This is a genomic window from Arthrobacter sp. 05T442, assembly GCF_056395945.1.
Genome location: NZ_JBFTKM010000001.1, coordinates 59006 through 76963, shown reverse-complemented (window position 1 = coordinate 76963; position 17958 = coordinate 59006). Strand labels below are relative to the sequence as shown.

19 protein-coding genes are annotated in these 17958 nt (G+C 67.2%); 10 read left to right on the top strand and 9 right to left on the bottom strand.

Going from position 1 to position 17958, the window contains the following annotated elements; translation table 11 throughout:
* The first annotated feature begins 165 nt into the window (after nt 1-165).
* The 3 genes from AC1DES_RS00355 to AC1DES_RS00345 are packed head-to-tail and all read left to right on the top strand — an operon-like array spanning nt 166 to nt 3204.
* Nucleotides 166-1755, top strand: coding sequence for a molybdopterin-dependent oxidoreductase (locus tag AC1DES_RS00355; RefSeq protein WP_476893716.1), 1590 nt, complete (start codon nt 166-168; stop codon nt 1753-1755).
* 36 nt (nt 1756-1791) lie between these two features.
* Complete coding sequence (locus AC1DES_RS00350; protein WP_476893715.1) at nt 1792-2808, top strand: asparaginase; 1017 nt, start codon at nt 1792-1794, stop codon at nt 2806-2808.
* Nucleotides 2809-2811: 3 nt separating this feature from the next.
* Nucleotides 2812-3204: a sterol carrier family protein gene (locus AC1DES_RS00345; RefSeq protein WP_476893714.1), complete on the top strand. Its 393-nt coding sequence runs from the start codon at nt 2812-2814 to the stop codon at nt 3202-3204.
* Nucleotides 3205-3235: 31 nt separating this feature from the next.
* Here AC1DES_RS00345 and AC1DES_RS00340 read toward each other — a convergent pair whose 3' ends face one another.
* Nucleotides 3236-4216, bottom strand: a complete 981-nt coding sequence (locus AC1DES_RS00340) for an aldo/keto reductase (RefSeq protein ID WP_476893713.1) — start codon at nt 4214-4216, stop codon at nt 3236-3238.
* A gap of 103 nt (nt 4217-4319) precedes the next feature.
* On the opposite strand from AC1DES_RS00340, the gene AC1DES_RS00335 reads away from it, so the two are divergent.
* The gene (locus AC1DES_RS00335; RefSeq protein WP_476893712.1) at nt 4320-5189 is read left to right on the top strand and encodes a CHAD domain-containing protein; all 870 of its coding nucleotides are present in this window, start codon (nt 4320-4322) and stop codon (nt 5187-5189) included.
* Here AC1DES_RS00335 and AC1DES_RS00330 read toward each other — a convergent pair.
* The 3 genes from AC1DES_RS00330 to AC1DES_RS00320 all read right to left on the bottom strand — a co-directional run bounded on the left by AC1DES_RS00330 (nt 5164) and on the right by AC1DES_RS00320 (nt 8147).
* Complete coding sequence (locus tag AC1DES_RS00330) at nt 5164-5892, bottom strand: HAD family hydrolase (protein ID WP_476893711.1); 729 nt, start codon at nt 5890-5892, stop codon at nt 5164-5166. The two genes, AC1DES_RS00335 and AC1DES_RS00330, sit on opposite strands and share 26 nt — an antisense overlap.
* Complete coding sequence (locus AC1DES_RS00325) at nt 5879-6187, bottom strand: DUF1508 domain-containing protein (RefSeq protein ID WP_476893710.1); 309 nt, start codon at nt 6185-6187, stop codon at nt 5879-5881. The genes AC1DES_RS00330 and AC1DES_RS00325 overlap by 14 nt, the downstream gene beginning before the upstream one ends.
* Before the next feature lie 109 nt (nt 6188-6296).
* A complete protein-coding gene (locus tag AC1DES_RS00320) occupies nt 6297-8147 on the bottom strand; it encodes a glycoside hydrolase family 15 protein (RefSeq protein WP_476893709.1) in 1851 nt (616 codons plus the stop codon).
* A 94-nt stretch (nt 8148-8241) separates the two neighbouring features.
* Between AC1DES_RS00320 and AC1DES_RS00315 the strand changes: the two genes are divergently transcribed.
* From AC1DES_RS00315 to AC1DES_RS00305, 3 genes are all read left to right on the top strand, one after another.
* Nucleotides 8242-9138, top strand: a complete 897-nt coding sequence (locus tag AC1DES_RS00315; RefSeq protein ID WP_476893708.1) for an aldo/keto reductase — start codon at nt 8242-8244, stop codon at nt 9136-9138.
* 37 nt (nt 9139-9175) lie between these two features.
* On the top strand, nt 9176-9940 hold the full coding sequence (locus tag AC1DES_RS00310; RefSeq protein WP_476893707.1) for a DUF72 domain-containing protein: 765 nt from the start codon (nt 9176-9178) through the stop codon (nt 9938-9940).
* Between the two features lie 72 nt (nt 9941-10012).
* Nucleotides 10013-11083, top strand: a complete 1071-nt coding sequence (locus AC1DES_RS00305; RefSeq protein ID WP_476893706.1) for an App1 family protein — start codon at nt 10013-10015, stop codon at nt 11081-11083.
* 28 nt (nt 11084-11111) lie between these two features.
* Here the strand turns inward: AC1DES_RS00305 and AC1DES_RS00300 are convergent, their stop codons facing one another.
* Nucleotides 11112-12641, bottom strand: coding sequence for a GH1 family beta-glucosidase (locus AC1DES_RS00300; protein WP_476893705.1), 1530 nt, complete (start codon nt 12639-12641; stop codon nt 11112-11114).
* A 123-nt stretch (nt 12642-12764) separates the two neighbouring features.
* On the opposite strand from AC1DES_RS00300, the gene AC1DES_RS00295 reads away from it, so the two are divergent.
* Nucleotides 12765-13301: a TspO/MBR family protein gene (locus AC1DES_RS00295; protein WP_476893704.1), complete on the top strand. Its 537-nt coding sequence runs from the start codon at nt 12765-12767 to the stop codon at nt 13299-13301.
* A 69-nt stretch (nt 13302-13370) separates the two neighbouring features.
* Here AC1DES_RS00295 and AC1DES_RS00290 read toward each other — a convergent pair whose 3' ends face one another.
* From AC1DES_RS00290 to AC1DES_RS00280, 3 genes are all read right to left on the bottom strand, one after another.
* Complete coding sequence (locus AC1DES_RS00290) at nt 13371-13760, bottom strand: hypothetical protein (RefSeq protein WP_476893703.1); 390 nt, start codon at nt 13758-13760, stop codon at nt 13371-13373.
* A gap of 64 nt (nt 13761-13824) precedes the next feature.
* Nucleotides 13825-14169 carry a J domain-containing protein gene (locus AC1DES_RS00285; protein ID WP_476893702.1) on the bottom strand — a complete coding sequence of 115 codons (345 nt, stop codon included), beginning with the start codon at nt 14167-14169 and terminating at the stop codon, nt 13825-13827.
* Nucleotides 14170-14254: 85 nt separating this feature from the next.
* A complete protein-coding gene (locus AC1DES_RS00280) occupies nt 14255-14680 on the bottom strand; it encodes an Hsp20/alpha crystallin family protein (protein ID WP_476894201.1) in 426 nt (141 codons plus the stop codon).
* Nucleotides 14681-14854: 174 nt separating this feature from the next.
* On the opposite strand from AC1DES_RS00280, the gene AC1DES_RS00275 reads away from it, so the two are divergent.
* Nucleotides 14855-15142 (top strand): MerR family transcriptional regulator, encoded by a 288-nt coding sequence (locus AC1DES_RS00275; RefSeq protein WP_476893701.1) that lies wholly within the window; start codon nt 14855-14857, stop codon nt 15140-15142.
* A gap of 92 nt (nt 15143-15234) precedes the next feature.
* Here AC1DES_RS00275 and AC1DES_RS00270 read toward each other — a convergent pair whose 3' ends face one another.
* Nucleotides 15235-16314: a LacI family DNA-binding transcriptional regulator gene (locus AC1DES_RS00270; protein WP_476893700.1), complete on the bottom strand. Its 1080-nt coding sequence runs from the start codon at nt 16312-16314 to the stop codon at nt 15235-15237.
* Between the two features lie 323 nt (nt 16315-16637).
* On the opposite strand from AC1DES_RS00270, the gene AC1DES_RS00265 reads away from it, so the two are divergent.
* A complete protein-coding gene (locus AC1DES_RS00265) occupies nt 16638-17957 on the top strand; it encodes an extracellular solute-binding protein (protein WP_476893699.1) in 1320 nt (439 codons plus the stop codon).
* Nucleotide 17958 lies beyond the last annotated feature (1 nt).

The following is a 17958-nucleotide window of genomic DNA, read 5'->3' as shown; positions in this document are numbered from 1 at the left end:
AACCGCTACGCAACCACCGGGACATGCCCAGTCCCGGACGCGGCCACTGGACATAATGCCAGCATGCCCCTTCTTTGGGCCCAGGGCTGGACATGTCCCCCGAGGCCCGGTGAGCATGTCCACTCCCAGGACAATCCGCGGGCCGTGCCGCTACGAACAGCCTGTATGAAGAAGCCCAGCAAGAAGCCCACGCAGCGGTTCTCAGGCGCTACCGCCCTGGCCGCGGTGGCCGGTGTGGCCGCCGCCGCCGTCGTATTGTCCGTCGCGGAACTGGTCGGCGCGTTCTTCACAGCGCGGGCGACACCGCTGATCGCCCTGGGATCGACCTTCATCGATTTCACGCCGCCGTGGATGAAGGACTTCGCGGTCACCACGTTCGGAACCAACGACAAGGCGGCACTGTTCGTCGGTATGGGGCTGACGATCCTGATCCTGGCGTGCGTGCTGGGTGTGGTGGCCTACCGCAAGTGGGCCCTGGGCGTGGCCGGGGTGCTCGTCATGGGCGCCGTCATCGTCGCCAGCGTGGTGACGCGGGCCAGCGTGAAGCCCGTGGATGCCATTCCGTCCCTGATCGGCACCGTGGCCGGCCTCATCGTGTTGCGGCTGCTCATCACGCGCCTGTGGCGGATGCGGGCGTGGCCGGACATGGCCGCCGACGTCGCCGCCAAGGAGACCGAACGCCCGGCCACCAGCCGCCGTGCCTTCTTCGCCGCCACGGGCATCACCGCCGCGGCGTCGGTCATCACCGCCACGGGCGGACGGCTGCTCAGCGCGGCCCGCAGCAACGTGGCCCAGGCCCGGGAATCCCTGAAGCTGCCGGCACCGGCGAAGCCTGCCGCTGCTGTTCCCGCTGGCGTGCAGTCCAGGACTCCCGGTGTCACGCCATGGCTCACCCCGAACAAGGATTTCTACCGCATCGACACGGCCCTCAGCGTGCCGGAGATCAACGCCCAGGAGTGGGAGCTGCGTGTCCACGGCCTCGTGGAGCAGGAAGTGCGGCTCAGTTTCCAGGACCTGCTTGATGCGAAACTGATCGAGTCCCATGTGTCCCTGACGTGCGTCTCCAACCCCGTCGGCGGAAACCTGGCCGGCAACGCCAAGTGGCTGGGCATGCCCATCCGCGACGTGCTCAAAATGGCCCGGCCCAAGCAGGGCGCCGACATGGTCCTCTCCACTTCGGTGGACGGCTTCAGCGCCTCCACCCCGCTGGAGGTCCTGCAGGATGACCGGGACGCCATGCTGGCGATCGGCATGAACGGCGAGGCCCTTCCCCTGGAACACGGCTACCCGGTGCGCATGGTGGTTCCCGGGCTTTACGGCTTCGTCTCGGCCACCAAATGGGTGGTGGATCTCGAAGTCACCCGCTTCGCCGACAACAAGGCGTACTGGACGCAGCGCGGCTGGTCCGAGCGCGGCCCGATCAAAACCATGGCCAGGGTCGAGGTCCCCAAATCCTTCGCCAAAGTGCCCGCCGGGCGGGTGGCCCTCGGCGGCACCGCCTGGGCCCAGACCCGCGGCATCACCAAGGTCGAGGTCCAGATCGACAACGGCCCGTGGATGGAGGCGGTCCTCTCCGACGAAGCATCCGTCGTGACCTGGCGGCAGTGGTCCCTTGACTGGGATGCCACCCCGGGCCCGCACTACATCAAGGCCCGTGCCACCGACGGCACCGGTGAGCTGCAGACGGACAAGCGGGCGGATCCCGTGCCCGACGGCGCCTCCGGCTGGCAGTCCGTCATGGTGACCGTGGAATAACCGGGGTATCCCCACCGGGCACCTTAGACTTGCTACATGCCCCTGAACCCGCATGCCACCTTCACAGTCGAGTCCGCCGTCGAACTGGCAGTCGTTGAACGCAGCGGCTTTGTCGAATCCCGCCACATCGGCTCGGCTGTCGTGCTGGCCGCGGACGGCACTGTCGTGACCGAACTGGGTGACATCAACACCCCGATTTTTGCCCGGTCGACCCTCAAGCCGCTGCAGGCCCTCGCCTCCATGCAGTCCGGCGTCCCGTTGCGCGGGGCCCAGGTGGCGATCGCCTGCGGCAGCCACGTCGGCTCGCTCGACCACATGGACGTCGTGGAGGGCATGCTGAAGGCGGCCGGGGTCAAGGAAGACCAGCTGCAGTGCCCGGGCGCGTGGCCCGAGGACGAGACGGCCAGGAACTGGCTGGTCCAGACTGAGCGGGGCAAGTCCCGGCTTGCGTTCAACTGCTCCGGCAAGCACGCCGCGTTCCTCTGGGCGTGCACGGAAAACGGCTGGGACACCCACAGCTACCTTGAGCCCAACCACCCGTTGCAGCAGCGCGTCCGCACCGTCATCGAGGAGTACTGCGGCGAACGCATCGCCCACCTGGGCATCGACGGCTGCGGCGCCCCCGTCGCCGCCGTGTCGCTGACCGGCCTGGCACGGGCGTTCTCGAAGCTGGCCAAGGCCCCCGGGGACAAGAACTCCAATGCGCGCGCCGCCACGATCGCGACGTCCATGCTGGACTACCCCTGGGCCGTCCAGGGACGCGGGCAGGCCAACACGATTGTCATGGACGAGCTCGGCATCCTGGCCAAGGTCGGCGCCGAAGGCGTCCTGGTGATGGCCACGCCGCAGGGCGTCTCCGTCGCCATCAAGATCCTTGACGGCAACATCCGGGCCACCACGCTGATCGGGCTGACCCTCCTTGCTGCCTCCGGCGCCGTCGAGATCCCGGAAGTGTCCAGCGTGCTGGAGAAAGTCGTCGATCCCGTCCTGGGCGGGGGCCGCCCTGTGGGCAAGATCCGCCTCGGCCGCGCCGTCTCGGCCCTGCTGGACTAGTCCGTGGCTGTCGCCCGCCGCCGCATCGCCATCGACGAAGGCCGCGCCGCGCTGGCCGCGTGGCTGGCGGCGGCCATCCCGGCGCCGGACGCCGGCGCCGGCGCTTCCCCCCTCTCCCGCAGCACGCTCGCGACGGCGGTGCGCTACTCGCTGGAGGAAGTCACCGCACGGGCACCCGGCAACTCGGTGGAGGTCCGTGTCCCGCCCTTTGGCGTAACGCAATGCGTGGAAGGCCCGCGGCACACGCGCGGCACTCCCCCGAACGTTATTGAGTGCGACGCCGACACCTGGCTGTCGATGGTCAGCGGACAGCTGCGGTGGACCGACGCCGTCGCCGCCGGCCGGGTGGCCGCCTCCGGCCTGCGCGCCGACCTCGCCGGTCTGCTGCCGCTCTAGCGGCCCGGCGCCGGAACCCGTGCTCTCTGGGCTACCAGCGGGGGTGGATCGTGGGCCGGAAGTAGCGGTCGTAGATGTCCTGCACGCCGGCCTTGAACTCGGCATCGATTCGAACCTGCGCGGCCGCGGCATTGGCGCGCGCCTGGTCCGCGCTGCGGGCGCCGGGAATGACGGAGCTGACGCCGTCCTGGGCGGCGATCCAGGCGATGGCGGCCTGGGCGGGTGTGGCTCCCTCCGGCACGAGGCGGCCGAACTCCGCCGCTGCCTGCAGTCCCTGTCCAAAGTCCACGCCGGAGAACGTCTCCCCGACGTCGAACGCCGCACCCGTCCTGTTGTAGTTGCGGTGGTCGTTCGGGGCGAAGGACGTGTCCCCGGAATACTTGCCGGACAGGAGCCCCGAGGCGAGCGGCACCCGGGCGATGATGCCGACGCCGGCTGCCCTGGCCGCCGGGAGCACCTCATCCAGCGGTTTCAGCCGGAACGCATTGAGGATGAGCTGGACGGTCGCCGTGCCGGGGTGCCGGATCGCTTCGAGGGCCTCGTCGGTGCGCTCGACACTCACGCCGTAGTTCCGGATAGCGTCCTCGGCCACGAGTGTGTCCAGCGCGTCGTAGACCTCGGCGCTGCTGTAGACGGCGGTTGGCGGGCAGTGCAGCTGCACCAGGTCCAGGCGGTCGGTGCGCAGGTTCCGCCGTGAACGGTCCACCCACTGGCGGAAATTGGCAAGGGTGTAGTTCTCCGGGCGCTGCTCCACCCGGCGGCCCATCTTGGTGGCGACCGTGACGTCCAGGTCCGGGCGCCCGGCCAGGAAGGCACCGATCGCCTGCTCGCTGCGGCCGTCGCCGTAGACGTCCGCCGTGTCAAAGAAGGTCACGCCGGCATCGGCCGACGCGGCCAGGACAGCCTGCGCCTGGGACTGGTCCACCTCGCCCCAGTCCGCCCCCAGCTGCCACGTGCCGAGCCCGACAACTGAAACGTTCCGGCCGGTCTTTCCCAATACGCGTTGTTCCATCGTCCGACTATAGGCGTTTGACCAGCAGTGGCACAGCAAACTGCTGCCATTCCGGAACCCCCTGCTCCCCACAATTGCCGGGCTGTGCGAAGTAGAGTGAAGCATGGCGACCACCGCCGGCACCGTCCTGCTGGCCTATCTCGGGGAACAGCTCGGCGAGCTGCGCCGCCACGCCCCGGGCGTCCGTGCCGGCCAGGCGGAGTCCATCCACCAGATGCGGATTTCGGGCCGCCGCCTCAGGTCTTTGCTGGCCACTGGCCGAACCTTGTTCGTGGACGGCGCCGGCGAGGGCGTGCGGTCCGAGCTGAAGTGGCTCTCCGGGGTGCTCGGCGCAGCCCGGGATCCCGGGGTGGTCCAGGCCCGGCTCCAGGAGCTGCTCGCGGCCGAGCCCGAGGACCTGGTCTTCGGCCCGGCCGCTGCACGGATCGACGAGGAGCTCGAGGCGTCCGCCGCTGCTGGACTTGAGGGCGTCCTGGCTGCCCTTGAGAGCGAAAGGTACGCCCAGCTGCTGGCCGGCCTCTCGGAGCTGCTCGCGGCTGGAGCCCTGTCGGCGAAAGCGTCCCGGCCCCCGCGCAAAACCAGCAGAAAGCTGGTCGCCAAGGATGAAGCGCGCCTCAGGCGCGCCGTGCAGGCGCTTCACACGCAGGCCGGCACCGTTCCCCGGGACACCAGCCTGCACGAGATCCGCAAGGCCGCCAAGCGTCTGCGCTACGCCTCCGAGTTCGCCGCAACGCTCGGGGGAAATGCCGGCAAACGGGCCAAACGTGCAGCTTCGGCTGCGCGCCGGATTCAAACCGTCCTTGGCCTGCACCAGGACAGTGTGGTTGCCCGCGCCTTACTGAGCGAGCTCGGCAGGCGCTCGCCGGGCGGCGCGGAGGCCGGTTTCACCTACGGACGGCTGCACGCCAAGGAAGAGCAGCTGGCGGCCGAATCCGAGGCGGACTTTCTCAAGGCGTGGAAGAAGTTCCCGTGAGGAGCCGTCCGATCGCGCTGTCGCTGAGATTCTCCAGCAGCGCGCGCGGGCTCTCGTAGACTTCGACGGCGCCGGCTTCGCGTAGTTCCGCTTCGCTGGTCCCCCCGCACGTGAGTCCGATGGCCGGGATGCCAAGCGCCCCGGCGGCGTAGATGTCCCAGACGGCGTCGCCGACGTAGACGGCATCGCCGGCCTGCACGCCGACGGCCGCCAGGGCAGCGACGAGGATATCCGGCGCGGGCTTGCTCTCCTCGGCGTCGCTGGAACTCGTGGCTGCGTGAACGTAGTCGTCCGCCCCGATCGTGGACCTGAGAATTTCAAGGTCCCGGCCCCGGGCCGACGATGCCAGGGCCACGGCGAGGCCCCGCCCGTGGCACTCAGCCAGCAAATCCCTGGCCCCGTCGAGGGGGCGCAGTGCCGACCAGAAGGTGGCGAACACGGCCGACTGGGCGGACAAGATGGCGTCGTCCCCGGAGAGGTCCCGGCCCGAGGGCAGCAGGGCGGCAAGGATCTTGTCCCCGCCCATGCCGATCGAGCGGTGGATGCTGGCCATCGGAATGTCGTGGCCGGCCTGCCGGAAGGCCCGCCACCAGGCGAGAGTGTGCAGGTAGGTGGAATCGACCAACGTCCCGTCGACGTCGAAGAGGACGGCGGCTTTGTGCCGGCCGGCAGGAGGGTTGGCGGCAGGATCAGTGGTTGGCACGGGCCCTCCGTCCTGCTGCAAGCGAACCGCCAGTGACGGAGGGCCCGCGTCCTGCGCCGACAACGGTCCGTCTCATCACCCTGGGCACGGAACCGATCGTTGCGGCCTGGCCGTCGGAACTACGGTCCCGGATGAGGCCCGTTCCGGCGATCTCCCGGGCCAGCGCGACTCCGGCCACGGCCGCCTTTTTGGTGGCGAACGTGACTGAAACCGCCATCAGGTTGCCCGTTCCGTCCATCATCCGGATGCGGTATCCGCCGTCGGGCGCGTCCACGAGCTCGAAATACCCAGCCATCTGCACACTCCTTCTGCCCATCACCCCACGTTGGGATATTAGTAAGTGTACTTACGGGCTTTGTCTCGACAAAGCCCCGGGCTCTGCGGAACCTCCGGCGCCGGCCGTGCTACGGGTTCCCGAAGGCCGCCGGTGCAGGGTCCGCCGGCGCGGCCACCTCTTCAATGGCCGAAGTCGTCAGCGGGGTGTCGCTGCGGTGCACGCCGTCTTCATGCAGCCCCAGGGCGCTGAGCACGAGCGCGAAGTGGCTGAACGCCTGCGGCGTGTTGCCCAGCTGCCGTCCTGTGTCGACGCCCCATTCTTCGCTGAGGAGCCCGACGTCGTTGCGCAGCGCCAGCAGGCGCTCGAAGAGTTCCCTGGCCTCGTGGCGCCGGCCCGCCCCCAACAGGGCCTCCACCAGCCAAAACGAGCAGGCCAGGAAGACGCCCTCCTCGCCGGGAAGCCCGTCGTCGCTTTCCGCCGGCTTGTAGCGGAGGAGGAATCCGTCGTGCGTCAGTTCGGCCTGGACGGCGTCGATGGTTCCAATGACGCGCGGATCATCAGGCGGCAGGAATCCCACCCGCGGGATGAGCAGAAGGCTCGCGTCCAGCTCCGGCCGCCCGTACGACTGCACGAAGGTGTTGCGTTCGGCGTCGAAGCCGTTGGCCATGACCTCAGCGTGGATGGTGTCGCGCAGTTCCTCCCACCGGTCTGCGGGACCGGTCAGGCCGAAGTCCCTGACGCCCTTGACCATGCGGTCTGCGGCGACCCAGGCCATCACCTTGGAGTGCGTGAAGTGCCGCTGCGGGCCGCGCATTTCCCACAGCCCGTTGTCCGGGCGGCGCCATGCGGTCTCAAGGTGTTCCATCAGGGCCACCTGGACGTCCCAGGCGTCGTCGGTGTGCTTCAGGAGGGAATTCCGCGTCAGGGACAGGCAGTCGAGCACTTCGCCCCAGACGTCGAGCTGCAGCTGCCCCGCCGCGCCGTTCCCTGTCCGCACTGGGGCGGAATCTTCATAGCCCCCAAGCCAGGGAAGTTCCATCTCCGGCAGCCGGCGTTCGCCGTGGAGTCCGTACATGATCTGCAGGTCCGCGGGGTCTCCGGCGACCGCCCGGAGCAGCCAGTCGCGCCATGCACCGGCTTCCTCCGTATAGCCCACGGCAAGGAGCGCTTGGAGGGTGAGGGTGGCGTCCCGGAGCCAGCAGAAGCGGTAGTCCCAGTTCCGGGTGCCGCCGATCTCCTCCGGCAGGGAGGTTGTCACCGCAGCGACGATGCCGCCGGTCGGGGCGAAGGTCAGCGCCTTCAAGGTGATGAGGGACCGCTTCACGGCGTCACGGTAGGGGCCCTTGATCTTGCACTTGACCGACCAGTTCTTCCAGAAAGCCTCGGTGGACACCAGGACCGCTTCCGGATCCACCGTGCGGGGGCGGCCGAGATGGCTGGGGCTCCACGTCAGCACGAACGGCACCCGTTCCCCCGCGGTCACCGTGAAGTCGCTGACCGTATGCATACGCTCGCCGCGCAGCGGAGCCTCGGTCACGAGGTAGGCGGCGTCCGGTCCGGCGATCGCATGGATCCCGTGCTCGTCATGGCGGACCCACGGCACGATGTGGCCGTAGTCGAACCGCAGCGTCAACTCCCCGCGCATCCGCACTGTGCCGCGGACACCCTCAACGATCCGCACGATGTCCGCCACAGAGTCGCGGGGCGGCATGAAGTCGATGATCCTGACCGTGCCGTCGGGCGTCTCCCATTCCGTTTCCAGGATGAGCGTGTCCTGCCGGTAGTGCCGCCGCGTGCATTCGCCGCCGCTTGCCGGCGCCAGGAGCCAGCGGCCGGCCTTGGGTGTGTCGAGCAGCGCGCTGAAGCACGCGGGTGAGTCGAACCGGGGCAGGCACAGCCAGTCGATGGAGCCTTCGGTGCTGATAAGGGCGGCGGTGTGCAGATCGCCGACCATTGCGTAATCCTCGATGCGTGCCATGACACTTACAGTGCCACACCCCACGGCTGCGGACGAGTTTTCAGGACCGGCCCGGAGTTGCGGGCCGCCCGGCCCGCAGGGCTAGGATCCAACCATGCTTAAACGGAACTTCGGAACGACACGCGCAGGAGACTCACCCCTGCAGGTCTCGGCCCTCGGCTTCGGCGCGGGGCACATCGGGTACGACGGCGTGACGGAGCGCGAGGCGCATGCGCTCCTGGACCGGGCCCTGGAACTGGGCATCAATTTCATCGACACGGCCCGGGGCTACGGGTTGTCCGAGGAACGGATCGGCAGCTGGATCCCCGCGAACCGCGGCGGCGTCGTGCTGTCCACGAAGGTCGGCTACGGCGTCGAGGGCGCTGCGGACTGGAGCGCTGCCGCCGTGACCGGCGGCGTGGACGAGGCCCTGGCGAAGTTGGGCACGGACGTTCTAGACGTCGTTTTCCTGCATTCGTGCCCCCTCGCGGTGCTGCAACAGGGCGACGCCATCCAGGCGCTCCTGGCCTGCGTGGAGGCCGGAAAGGTCCGGGTGCCCGGCTACAGCGGGGAGAACGACGCGCTTGCCTGGGCAGCCGGGGCCGGGGTGTTCGGGGCCGTACAGTCGTCCGTGAACCTGGCGGACCAGCGGTCACTTCGTGAAGTGCTCCCCGCCGCGGCCCGGAGCGGCCTGGGAGTGGTCGCCAAGCGCCCGTTGGCCAATGCGCCCTGGCGCCACAGTGACCGGCCGGCCGGGGTGTATGGCGAGACTTACTGGCTGCGCCTGCGGGAGATGGGCCTGGAGCCCGAAGCCGATGACTGGCAGGGGACGGCCCTGCGGTTCTCGGCGTTCGCCCCCGGTGTCAGCACAGCGATCGTCGGCACATCGAAGACCGCCAACCTCGATGCCGCGGCGGCCGCCGTCGCGCGCGGCCCGCTGCCGGAGCACGAGCGGCAGCGCTGGGAAGAGGCGTTCGCCCCGCACGCGCAGGACTGGGCCGGGGAAGTCTAGGCCGGCACCGGCGGGCGCAGGAGACGGGACGGCCGACATGGCGCCCGACGTCGGGACTTCCCTCCTTGGGACCCACCACATTGGAACGAGCGGCTGGAGCTACGACCACTGGGAAAACGTGCTGTACCCGCAGGGGCTTCCGGCACGGGACCGCCTGGAACACTATGCGGCCCGTTTCCGCACCGTGGAGCTCAACGCGAGTTTCTACCACTGGCCCCGGGAGTCGAGCTTCGCCGGGTGGCGCCGCCGCCTGCCGGCAGGGTTCCTGCTGTCCGTCAAGGCCCCGCGCGGGCTGACCCACGCCAAGAAGCTTTACGCCCCTGAGGCCTGGGTGGAACGGATTGTCAGGTGCTGGCACGAGCTCGGCGACAAACGCGGCGTGCTGCTGGTCCAGCTGCCTCCCGGCTTCGCCCGTGATGACGCCCGGCTGGACTACTTCCTGGCCGCGCTGCCGGAGTGGATCAGCGTCAGCGTGGAGTTCCGCCACCCCAGCTGGGAGGATCCCAAGGTGTTCTCCCTGCTGGAGCGGCACGGCGCGGCGTACTGCGTCATGAGCGGCGCCGGGCTCCCGTGTATCCTGCGCGCGACGGCGCCGTTCGTCTACGTCCGGCTGCACGGGCCGGACCCGGGCCGCCTGTACGGCGGCTCATATCCGGACGAGGACCTGCGCTGGTGGGCGGACCGGATCCGCGAGTGGGAGGCCGCCGGGAAGGACGTCTTTGCCTATTTCAACAACGACGGCGGCGGCAACGCCGTGCGCAACGCCGCCACGCTGCGCAGCTTGCTTGGGGACGGCCCGTAAGGCGGCGCCTGAGCTGGCCAATTCGCTGCCCGCAGTCCGCGTCCGGGCGCGGCGCTGTGGGAGAGTGGAGGCATGGAATTGGCCTCGCAGCAACCCCCGCAGCAGCAACCCTTGTCCGGCAACAGGGTTTTCCACCTCGCCCACTGGGTCTCGGACAGCGTCAACGGCCTGCGCCTCAAAGCGGCCCGCCGCTGGCACTTCATCCCGCAGACCATCGCCTACCAGGGCTACGGTTCCACGGGATGGGTGCGGGTGCTCGCACGGGTGGTCCTCACGAGCAGACCCGTTCCCGGCAGCAAGACTGATCAGGCGGCCCAGAACGGCAACCAGAATTTCCGTGGCTGGCGTGCCTTCACAAGCGTCCCGATCCAATTCACGGCCGTGGACATCGAAATCGGCGGCTACACGACCCGCGTGCACGCGGACCGCGGCGGTCTGGTGGACACGGTGGTGCCCGTGTCGCTGGCCCCGGGCTGGCACACCGCGGTCCTGCGGGCCGAGGGGACAGAACCCGTCTCGGCCAGGATCTTCGTGATTTCCCCGGACACCGAACTCGGCATCGTCTCGGATATTGACGACACGATCATGGTCACGGCGCTGCCGCGGCCGTTCCTGGCCCTATGGAACACGTTCGTGCTCAACGAGCGTGCCCGGATGGCCACGCCCGGCATGGCCGTCCTCATGGACCGGCTGATGGTGCGGCACCCGGAAGCCCCGGTGATCTATCTGTCCACCGGACCGTGGAACGCCGCCCCCACCCTGGCCCGGTTCATTGCCCGGAACCTGTACCCCTCGGGCGCGTTGCTGCTCACCGACTGGGGCCTTACCCACGACCGCTGGTTCCGCAGCGGGCAGGAGCACAAGCGCCGGAACCTGGACCTGCTGGCCAAGGAGTTCCCCAAAATGCGCTGGCTGCTCTTTGGGGACAACGGCCAGCACGATGAGCAGATCTATTCGGACTTCGCGCGGGCGCACGGAGACCGGGTAGCCGCGATCGGCATCCGGCAGCTGTCCACGAGTGAGGCCGTCCTGGCCGGCGGCCATTCCGATACCGGCGACCACTCCAACTCCACGGTTCCCTGGATATACTCGCCGGACGGCGCCGGGATGGCGAAAGGCCTGCAGGACCTGAATATTCTTTGAGCCCGGCCCTCAGCCGGAGCGTAAGGGATCAGCCAACCGGGTGGGGGCGTTCGACGCCGGCGGCTTCCTTTGGTTCTCCGGCGCCGGGGGCCGGGGCGCCGGCGGCTTGGGGTGCCGCATTGTTCCGGGCCGCCAGCAGTTCCTGGAACCAGTAGTAGGACGCCTTCGGCGTGCGGACCATGGTGTCGCGGTCCACGTGCAAGAGACCGAACTGCTGCTTGTAGCCTGCGGACCACTCGAAATTGTCCATCAGGGACCATATGTAATAGCCGCGGAGGTCGATTGACTCGGCGGCGCCGCCTGGCGAAGTCGCTTCGACGGCGCTCGCGATGTGGTCCGCCAGGTACTGCACGCGGCGCTCGTCCGGGATGATGAGCCGGTCCGCCGCCGCGTCCCGGATCTCCAGGTCCTCGAAGCTCGCCCCGCCTTCCGTAATGTAGACCGGCGGCAGGTCCGGGTACCGTTCGGCCATTTCGGCAAGCGCCACGGTCATGTAGTCCGGCTTGATGGGCCAGCCGTAGGCAGTGGTCTCGGTGTCGGGGAAGGCAGCAATGTGGAACGGTGCACCGGGGGTGCCGCTCAAGTCATCGCCCATCGCCTCGGCCATGCCCTCCGGCACGGCACCCTCGCCGGGGCCGGAGGCCACGCGCGTGGGCATGTAGTAGTTCATGCCGTAGAAGTCCAGGGGCTGGGAGATCAGCTCCAGGTCCTCGCTGGACGGGCTGAAGGACGAGAAGAATGTGGCTGCACGGATGACATCGGGGTACTTGCCGAGGAGTACCGGGTCTGCATACAGGCGGTTCTGGGCCACGTCCATGAGCCCTGCGCTGAGCTTGTCCAGGGGATTCGCGGAGGCCGGCACCATCGGGGAATAGACGTTGGTGATACCGACGCCGCCAGGGACGTTGGCTGCCCGCAGCGCCTGGACCGCCAGTCCGTGGCCCAGCAGCTGGTGGTGGACGCTCGGCAGGGCCTTGAGCATGAGGGATTCGCCCGGGGCGTGGACGCCCAGGACATAGCCGTTCGTGGTGACGGTAGCCGGTTCGTTGACGGTGACCCAGCGGGCCACCCGGTCGCCGTAGGCAGCGGCGGCAATCGCTGCGAACTCGCCGAGCCGGTAGGCCGTATCCCGGTTCATCCAGCCGCCTGCCTCGTCCAGGGGCAGGGGCGTTTCCCAGTGGTAAAGGGTGGCCATCGGGGAAATCCCGTTGGCCAGCAGCAGGTCGATGAGCCGGTCGTAGAAGTCCAGTCCCGCCGGGTTGACCGGGCCGGTGCCGCCCGGCTGGATGCGGGACCAGGACAGTGAGAACCGGTACGAATCGACGCCCAGTTCCTTCATCAGCGCCACGTCTTCGGGCATCCGGTGGTAATGGTCGCATGCCACGGCGGGGCTGTGGCCGTCCACGATCGCGCCCGGTTTGGCGGCGAAGACATCCCACCCGGACGGGCCGCGCCCGTCCTCGTCAAGGGCACCTTCGATCTGGAAGGCAGCGGTTGCGACGCCGAGGGTGAACTTGGGCGGAAGCATGGCGGCCAACTCTTTGGCAGAAGCAGTCATGGACGGGAACCCCTATGTAGTTGCGCTGGTGGTGATTGACTGATTTTAGGCCCGCCCGGCATCGTGCGCCACGAGCGCCGGTTTGACGGATGCGGAGCCAGTGACCAAGGTTGATCCGTGCCCGTGAAATTTGAAGAAACGCCCGCCCTCCACCCGCCGCCGGACAGGCCGGGTCCGGGCCGGCAGATTGCGGCACTTCTCGGTTTCCTGGCCGTGTCCCAGGGAGTGTCATTCATCGCCTCCCTGGCCATTATCAACAACGCCAACGGGTGGTACGCGGCGGCGGACAAGGCGTCCTGGACCCCGCCGGGCTGGGCCTTCGGATCGGTCTGGATGGTGCTCTACACCGCCATGGCCGTGGCTGCGTGGCTGGTGTGGCGGAAACGCACCGGACCGGGCAGGGACGCCATGAGGACGTACGGCCTGCTGCTGGTCCTGAACCTGGCCTGGGCCCCGCTGTTTTTCGGCATGTACCCAATGCTTGGAGCGGCCGCCCTCTGGCTGGCGTTCCTGGTCATCGCCGCACATGCCGCGGCAGCGGCCGCCGCAGTGGTCCGGTTCGGTCCTGTCAGCAGGACCGCGGGACTGCTCATGCTGCCCTACCTGTCCTGGATCGTGTTCTCCGCCAGCCTGAACCTCTACGCTGCCGCCAACAACTGATCCGTCTCCGCCGGCGTGGACCCGGCCGGGGACCCGGACCCCGGATGAACTTCGGAACCCCGGCGAATTTCAGAACTCCGTGGTTTCGGGCCCGAAGAGGAACTCCTTGGCATGCGCAACGGCCTTCTTGAAGGCGTCGTTCCGCAGCATCGCCAGCGGTTCCGTCCCTCCGGCCAAGGGTTCCAGGTATTCCGTGAAGCCCGGGCGCAGCACCCAGATGTCCCCGGCCGGCGGAAGATAAAACACGCCGAACGAACGGTGCTGGCTGTCATCGGCCGCCCAGATCGGGACTACCGCCAGCGCCGCACCAGTGTCGATATTGATCCACTGCGCCCGGGGAAGCGGGGCTTCGTGTGCCTCCGGGTCCAGGAACGGTGCTGCACCCTCGCCCCACCGTTCCTCGAAGCGTTCGTGGAACGCCGGCATCAGGTGCGAATCGTAACGGCGCCATGCGTTCATGGCCGATCTCCTTCCCATGCAGTCTTTTCTACCGGAGGCCCCGGCGCGGAGGCCCCGCCTCAGCTCAGCCCCGCCATGGTCCCCGTTCCCAGCGGACCGGGGAAACACGCAGCAGCGGCTCCCGGTGGCGGGCCTGGCGCACCGGAATGTCCCGGGATTCCTGCCCGGTGCTCCCCCGCGCGGGCGCATGGCTTTCCGGGCGGTCGTAATCCGCCCGGCTCGTCGGGTTCCGGAGCACCGCGTAAGCGTCCAGGATGCCGCGCACGTCGCGAGCATCCCCGCCGTCGGAACCCCCGACGTCGGGATGCAGCAGGCGCATGATCGACCGAAAGGCCCGGCTGATCTCCTGTTGCGTCGCGTCCGGCGCGACATGCAGTGCCGCGTAGTAGCCGCGGGGGTCCGGATTCATGGTCCAACTCCGTGTGTCCGGCGGAGCAAGAGCAGGTCACGGGGTGCGCCGGGCAGCGGGCACAGGCACCCGCTGCCCGACGCAGCTACTTTCCGATTTCCTGCATCTTGTCCTGTGTGTGGGTGATTTCAATCTTGCGCGGCTTCGCTTGCTCCGCCACCGGGATGCGGAGTGTCAGGACGCCGTCGGCGTAGTGTGCCTTGACCTTTTCCGTGTCCAGGGTGTCGCCGAGGATGAGCTGGCGGCTGAAAACGCCGCGCGGGCGTTCCGACGCGACCAGCTCGACATTGGGTTGCATCGGGTCCCGCCGTTCAGCCCGAACGGTCAGGACGTTGCGCTCAATATCGAGCTGGATTGAATCCACGTTGACCCCCGGCAGGTCGAAAGCGACGACAAACTCGCCGTCCTCCTGCCACGCGTCCATCGGCATGGCCGCCGGCCGGGCCGGCGTTCCGAAAACCTGCTGGGCCAGCCGGTCAAAGTCACGGAAAGGGTCCGTACGCATCAACATCATTTCCCACTCCTTCAGTGCGGGTCTGCCTACAATTTTCCCATGTCCCACCAACCGATTATCTGTGTTGGTGGGTATAGATTTTTTATAGCACCAGTGGGAAACTACTGCAAGGGCTGATTTGTCCGGACGCGCATGGTCCGGACGTGGATGGTCCGGACCGGGAGGAGGCACATGGCGGACCGTAAGTTGGAGGTTGGCGTGTACGCCATCTCCGTCGTGGCACAACTGGTGGGCACTGGCCAGCAGAACATCCGGCTCTATGAACGGAAAGGGCTGCTCACCCCGGACCGCACGGCGGGGGGCACACGGCAGTACAGCGATGCGGATCTGGCGGTACTGCGGCGGATCAGCGCACTGCTGGATGAGGGTCTGAACCTGGCAGGAGTGGCCAAGGTGCTAGAACTCGAGGCGGATAATGCCCGGCTGCGGGCCGCGCTGAACCGGACCCGCAGGGGCTGACGGGCAGCGGGAGCGGGGCGCCCGCTGCCCGGGTGACGCGGCCGACCGCCCTGCGGCCTGAATCGGAGACGAATCAGTCCAGGACGGTTGATTCACGCCCCAATCAGCGGCTTGAGGTCCGCTGCAGCCGGCACGGCGGGTGCGCCTTGCTCCCCGCCGGGATTCTCCTGCGGCGGAGCCGTGGATTCGCGGACTACGAGGCGTGTGACAAGCTCCACCCTGCGGGAATCCAGCACCTCCCCGCGCATCTGGCGAAGAACGAATCGAAGGGCGGCCCGGCCCATCTCCTGCAATGGCTGCGTGACCGAGGTGAGAGCAGGCACTGACTCCTCGGCCTGATAGGTGCCATCAAATCCAACCAGGCTCATTTCCTCGGGAATACGGATATGTTGCCTGCGCGCCTCAGCGAGGACACCCAGAGCAATGCTGTCGCTGGCTGCAAAGATGGCAGTCGGCCGCTGTTCGAACTGGAGCAGCGTCTTCATGCCGTTGGCGCCGTGGTCAGACCGAAATGGGCCTGAGATGATGTACCGGTCGTCGACTGGGACGCCTTCAGCCCTCAGTGCGGCCATGTACCCATGAAGTCGCGCCTGATTGCATTCCGCGGCATCCGGGCCCCCGAGATAGGCAATCCTTCGATGGCCAAGCTCAAGCAGGTGTGATGTCGCATCCTTGCCGCCTGCCCAGTTGGTTGTTCCAACGCTGACTACGTCTCCCGGGGGCGGATTGAGCGGATCGATGACCACTACGGGAATGCCCCGGCGATGAAAGGCATCCAGCTGGGCAGCGCCGAACGCCGAGGTCACCACGATCATGCCGCAACGCCCTTCATCGATAATCCGCTGGGCACGCTGCTCCGACGTCAGGGTCGAGGCGCCCTGCTTGCTCGTCACGTTCAGCAGAACTTCAATGTCGGATTCGGCCGCGTACTCCAGGACGCCATTGAGCACCTCAACGGCGTACGCCGAGTTCAGCGAATCGAAGACAACTTCCACAGCCTGCCGCGCCGCCAGGTTCCTGCGCTGCTGCAGCGGCGATTTGTACCCTGTCCGTGCGAGGACGGCCATTACTTTGGCGCGGGTGTCTGCCGAGACGTCATCCCGTCCATTGATGACTTTTGAGACTGTCGGCGCTGAAACGCCAGCCTCACGGGCGACAGCGGCCAGCGTCATCTTCTGCTGGTGTTCATCGGTGGACATTCGTTTCCCTAAGCTTTTCGAAATATTTCGATAACCCTAGTTTGCAGGTCCCAGCAGGCCTCGTCAATCCCACTCGACATAAATTTGTGAATCCCGTCACTAGAATCCCTTGACGGCCCATCCGGTGCGCCGTTAGCTTTGTGTCACGGACCGCAAGTTTTAGCGAAATCTTTCGAAACTTTGGTTCTTACTTTTAGCCGACCAGTTCACTGGCAGTGCGGCCTTGTACGGGGGCGGGACTGCCAAACACAGAGCCGGGCACTCAGCGTCGAGCCCGATGGATGAATGGAATGCCAATGATTAATCGAAAACTGCGTTCAGCCGTGATGACCCTCTCCGCCGCCGCTCTGTCGATCTCCCTCGCGGCGTGCGGCTCCAGCGGCCCGGGTGGACAGGCCGTGAGCGCGGACTCGGCCAGCATGTGGGGTCTGACCGGCGGCAACCAGCCGGTGATGCAGAAGTCGGTGGATGCCTGGAATGCGGCGCATCCTGATGAGACCATCAAGATCGACTTCTTCGCGAACGATGCCTACAAGACCAAGGTCCGCACTGCTGTTGGCGCGGGCCAGGGTCCGACGTTCATCTACGGCTGGGGCGGCGGGGTGCTGAAGTCCTACGTGGACGCCGGCCAGGTGGCCGACCTCTCCGAATTTATAAAGCAGAATCCTGATGTCCAGAACCGCTACCTGCCGTCCATCCTAAAGAACGGCCAGATAAACGGCACGACGTACGCCCTGCCCAACAACAACGTCCAGCCTGTGGTCCTGTATTTCAACAAGGACGTGTTTGACAAGATCGGCGCCCAGCCCCCAAAGACCTGGGAGGAGCTGATGGCTCTGGTACCCAAATTCAAGGCGGCCGGTGTGGCACCGTTCTCCCTCGGCGGGCAGTCCAAGTGGCCGGATCTGATGTGGCTTGAGTACCTCGTCGAACGCATCGGCGGTCCGGAAGTGTTCGCGAACATCGCCGCGAACAAGCCCAACGCGTGGTCAGATCCGGCAGTTGCGGACGCTTTGACCAAGATCCAGGACCTGGTGGACGCGGGGGGATTCATTAACGGATTCTCGTCCATCGCAGCAGACAGCAACGCAGACCAGGCCCTTCTGTACACGGGCAAGGCCGCCATGGTGCTGCAGGGCGGATGGATCTATCAGGGCATGAAGAAGGACGCTCCGGACTTCGTCAAGAGCGGCAAGCTCGGCTTCACCACGTTCCCGTCGGTCTCCGGTGGCAAGGGGGACCCCGCGAACGTAGTGGGCAACCCCTCCAACTTCTGGTCCATCTCTTCCAAGGCCACCGACAGCCAGAAGAAGGCTGCCCTGGACTACGTCAAGAGCGGGATGTTCACCGACGCCGATACCCAGGCCCTGGTCGACTCCGGCGCCGTCCCGGTGACCACCGGCATCGAGAGCAAGCTGGCAGCGTCTCCGGACAAGGACTTCCTGACCTATGTCTACGGCATGGCCAAGAACGCTCCGAGCTTCACTCTCTCCTGGGACCAGGCGCTTAGCCCCGCCCAGGGCGACGCGATGCTGTCAAACCTGGACCAGATCTTCCTGAAGAAAATCAGCCCGGATCAGTTTGTAACAACCATGAACGCAACGATCGGAAAATAGC

What these genes read in the sequence shown, in the direction of transcription:
- AC1DES_RS00355 (WP_476893716.1), top strand. Translation starts at nt 166, where the DNA reads ATGAAGAAGCCCAGCAAGAAGCCCACGCAGCGGTTCTCAGGCGCTACC.
- AC1DES_RS00350 (WP_476893715.1), top strand. Translation starts at nt 1,792, where the DNA reads ATGCCCCTGAACCCGCATGCCACCTTCACAGTCGAGTCCGCCGTCGAA.
- AC1DES_RS00340 (WP_476893713.1), bottom strand. Translation starts at nt 4,216, where the DNA reads ATGGAACAACGCGTATTGGGAAAGACCGGCCGGAACGTTTCAGTTGTC.
- AC1DES_RS00335 (WP_476893712.1), top strand. Translation starts at nt 4,320, where the DNA reads ATGGCGACCACCGCCGGCACCGTCCTGCTGGCCTATCTCGGGGAACAG.
- AC1DES_RS00325 (WP_476893710.1), bottom strand. Translation starts at nt 6,187, where the DNA reads ATGGCTGGGTATTTCGAGCTCGTGGACGCGCCCGACGGCGGATACCGC.
- AC1DES_RS00320 (WP_476893709.1), bottom strand. Translation starts at nt 8,147, where the DNA reads ATGGCACGCATCGAGGATTACGCAATGGTCGGCGATCTGCACACCGCC.
- AC1DES_RS00315 (WP_476893708.1), top strand. Translation starts at nt 8,242, where the DNA reads ATGCTTAAACGGAACTTCGGAACGACACGCGCAGGAGACTCACCCCTG.
- AC1DES_RS00310 (WP_476893707.1), top strand. Translation starts at nt 9,176, where the DNA reads ATGGCGCCCGACGTCGGGACTTCCCTCCTTGGGACCCACCACATTGGA.
- AC1DES_RS00305 (WP_476893706.1), top strand. Translation starts at nt 10,013, where the DNA reads ATGGAATTGGCCTCGCAGCAACCCCCGCAGCAGCAACCCTTGTCCGGC.
- AC1DES_RS00300 (WP_476893705.1), bottom strand. Translation starts at nt 12,641, where the DNA reads ATGACTGCTTCTGCCAAAGAGTTGGCCGCCATGCTTCCGCCCAAGTTC.
- AC1DES_RS00290 (WP_476893703.1), bottom strand. Translation starts at nt 13,760, where the DNA reads ATGAACGCATGGCGCCGTTACGATTCGCACCTGATGCCGGCGTTCCAC.
- AC1DES_RS00285 (WP_476893702.1), bottom strand. Translation starts at nt 14,169, where the DNA reads ATGAATCCGGACCCCCGCGGCTACTACGCGGCACTGCATGTCGCGCCG.
- AC1DES_RS00280 (WP_476894201.1), bottom strand. Translation starts at nt 14,680, where the DNA reads ATGTTGATGCGTACGGACCCTTTCCGTGACTTTGACCGGCTGGCCCAG.
- AC1DES_RS00275 (WP_476893701.1), top strand. Translation starts at nt 14,855, where the DNA reads ATGGCGGACCGTAAGTTGGAGGTTGGCGTGTACGCCATCTCCGTCGTG.
- AC1DES_RS00270 (WP_476893700.1), bottom strand. Translation starts at nt 16,314, where the DNA reads ATGACGCTGGCCGCTGTCGCCCGTGAGGCTGGCGTTTCAGCGCCGACA.
- AC1DES_RS00265 (WP_476893699.1), top strand. Translation starts at nt 16,638, where the DNA reads ATGATTAATCGAAAACTGCGTTCAGCCGTGATGACCCTCTCCGCCGCC.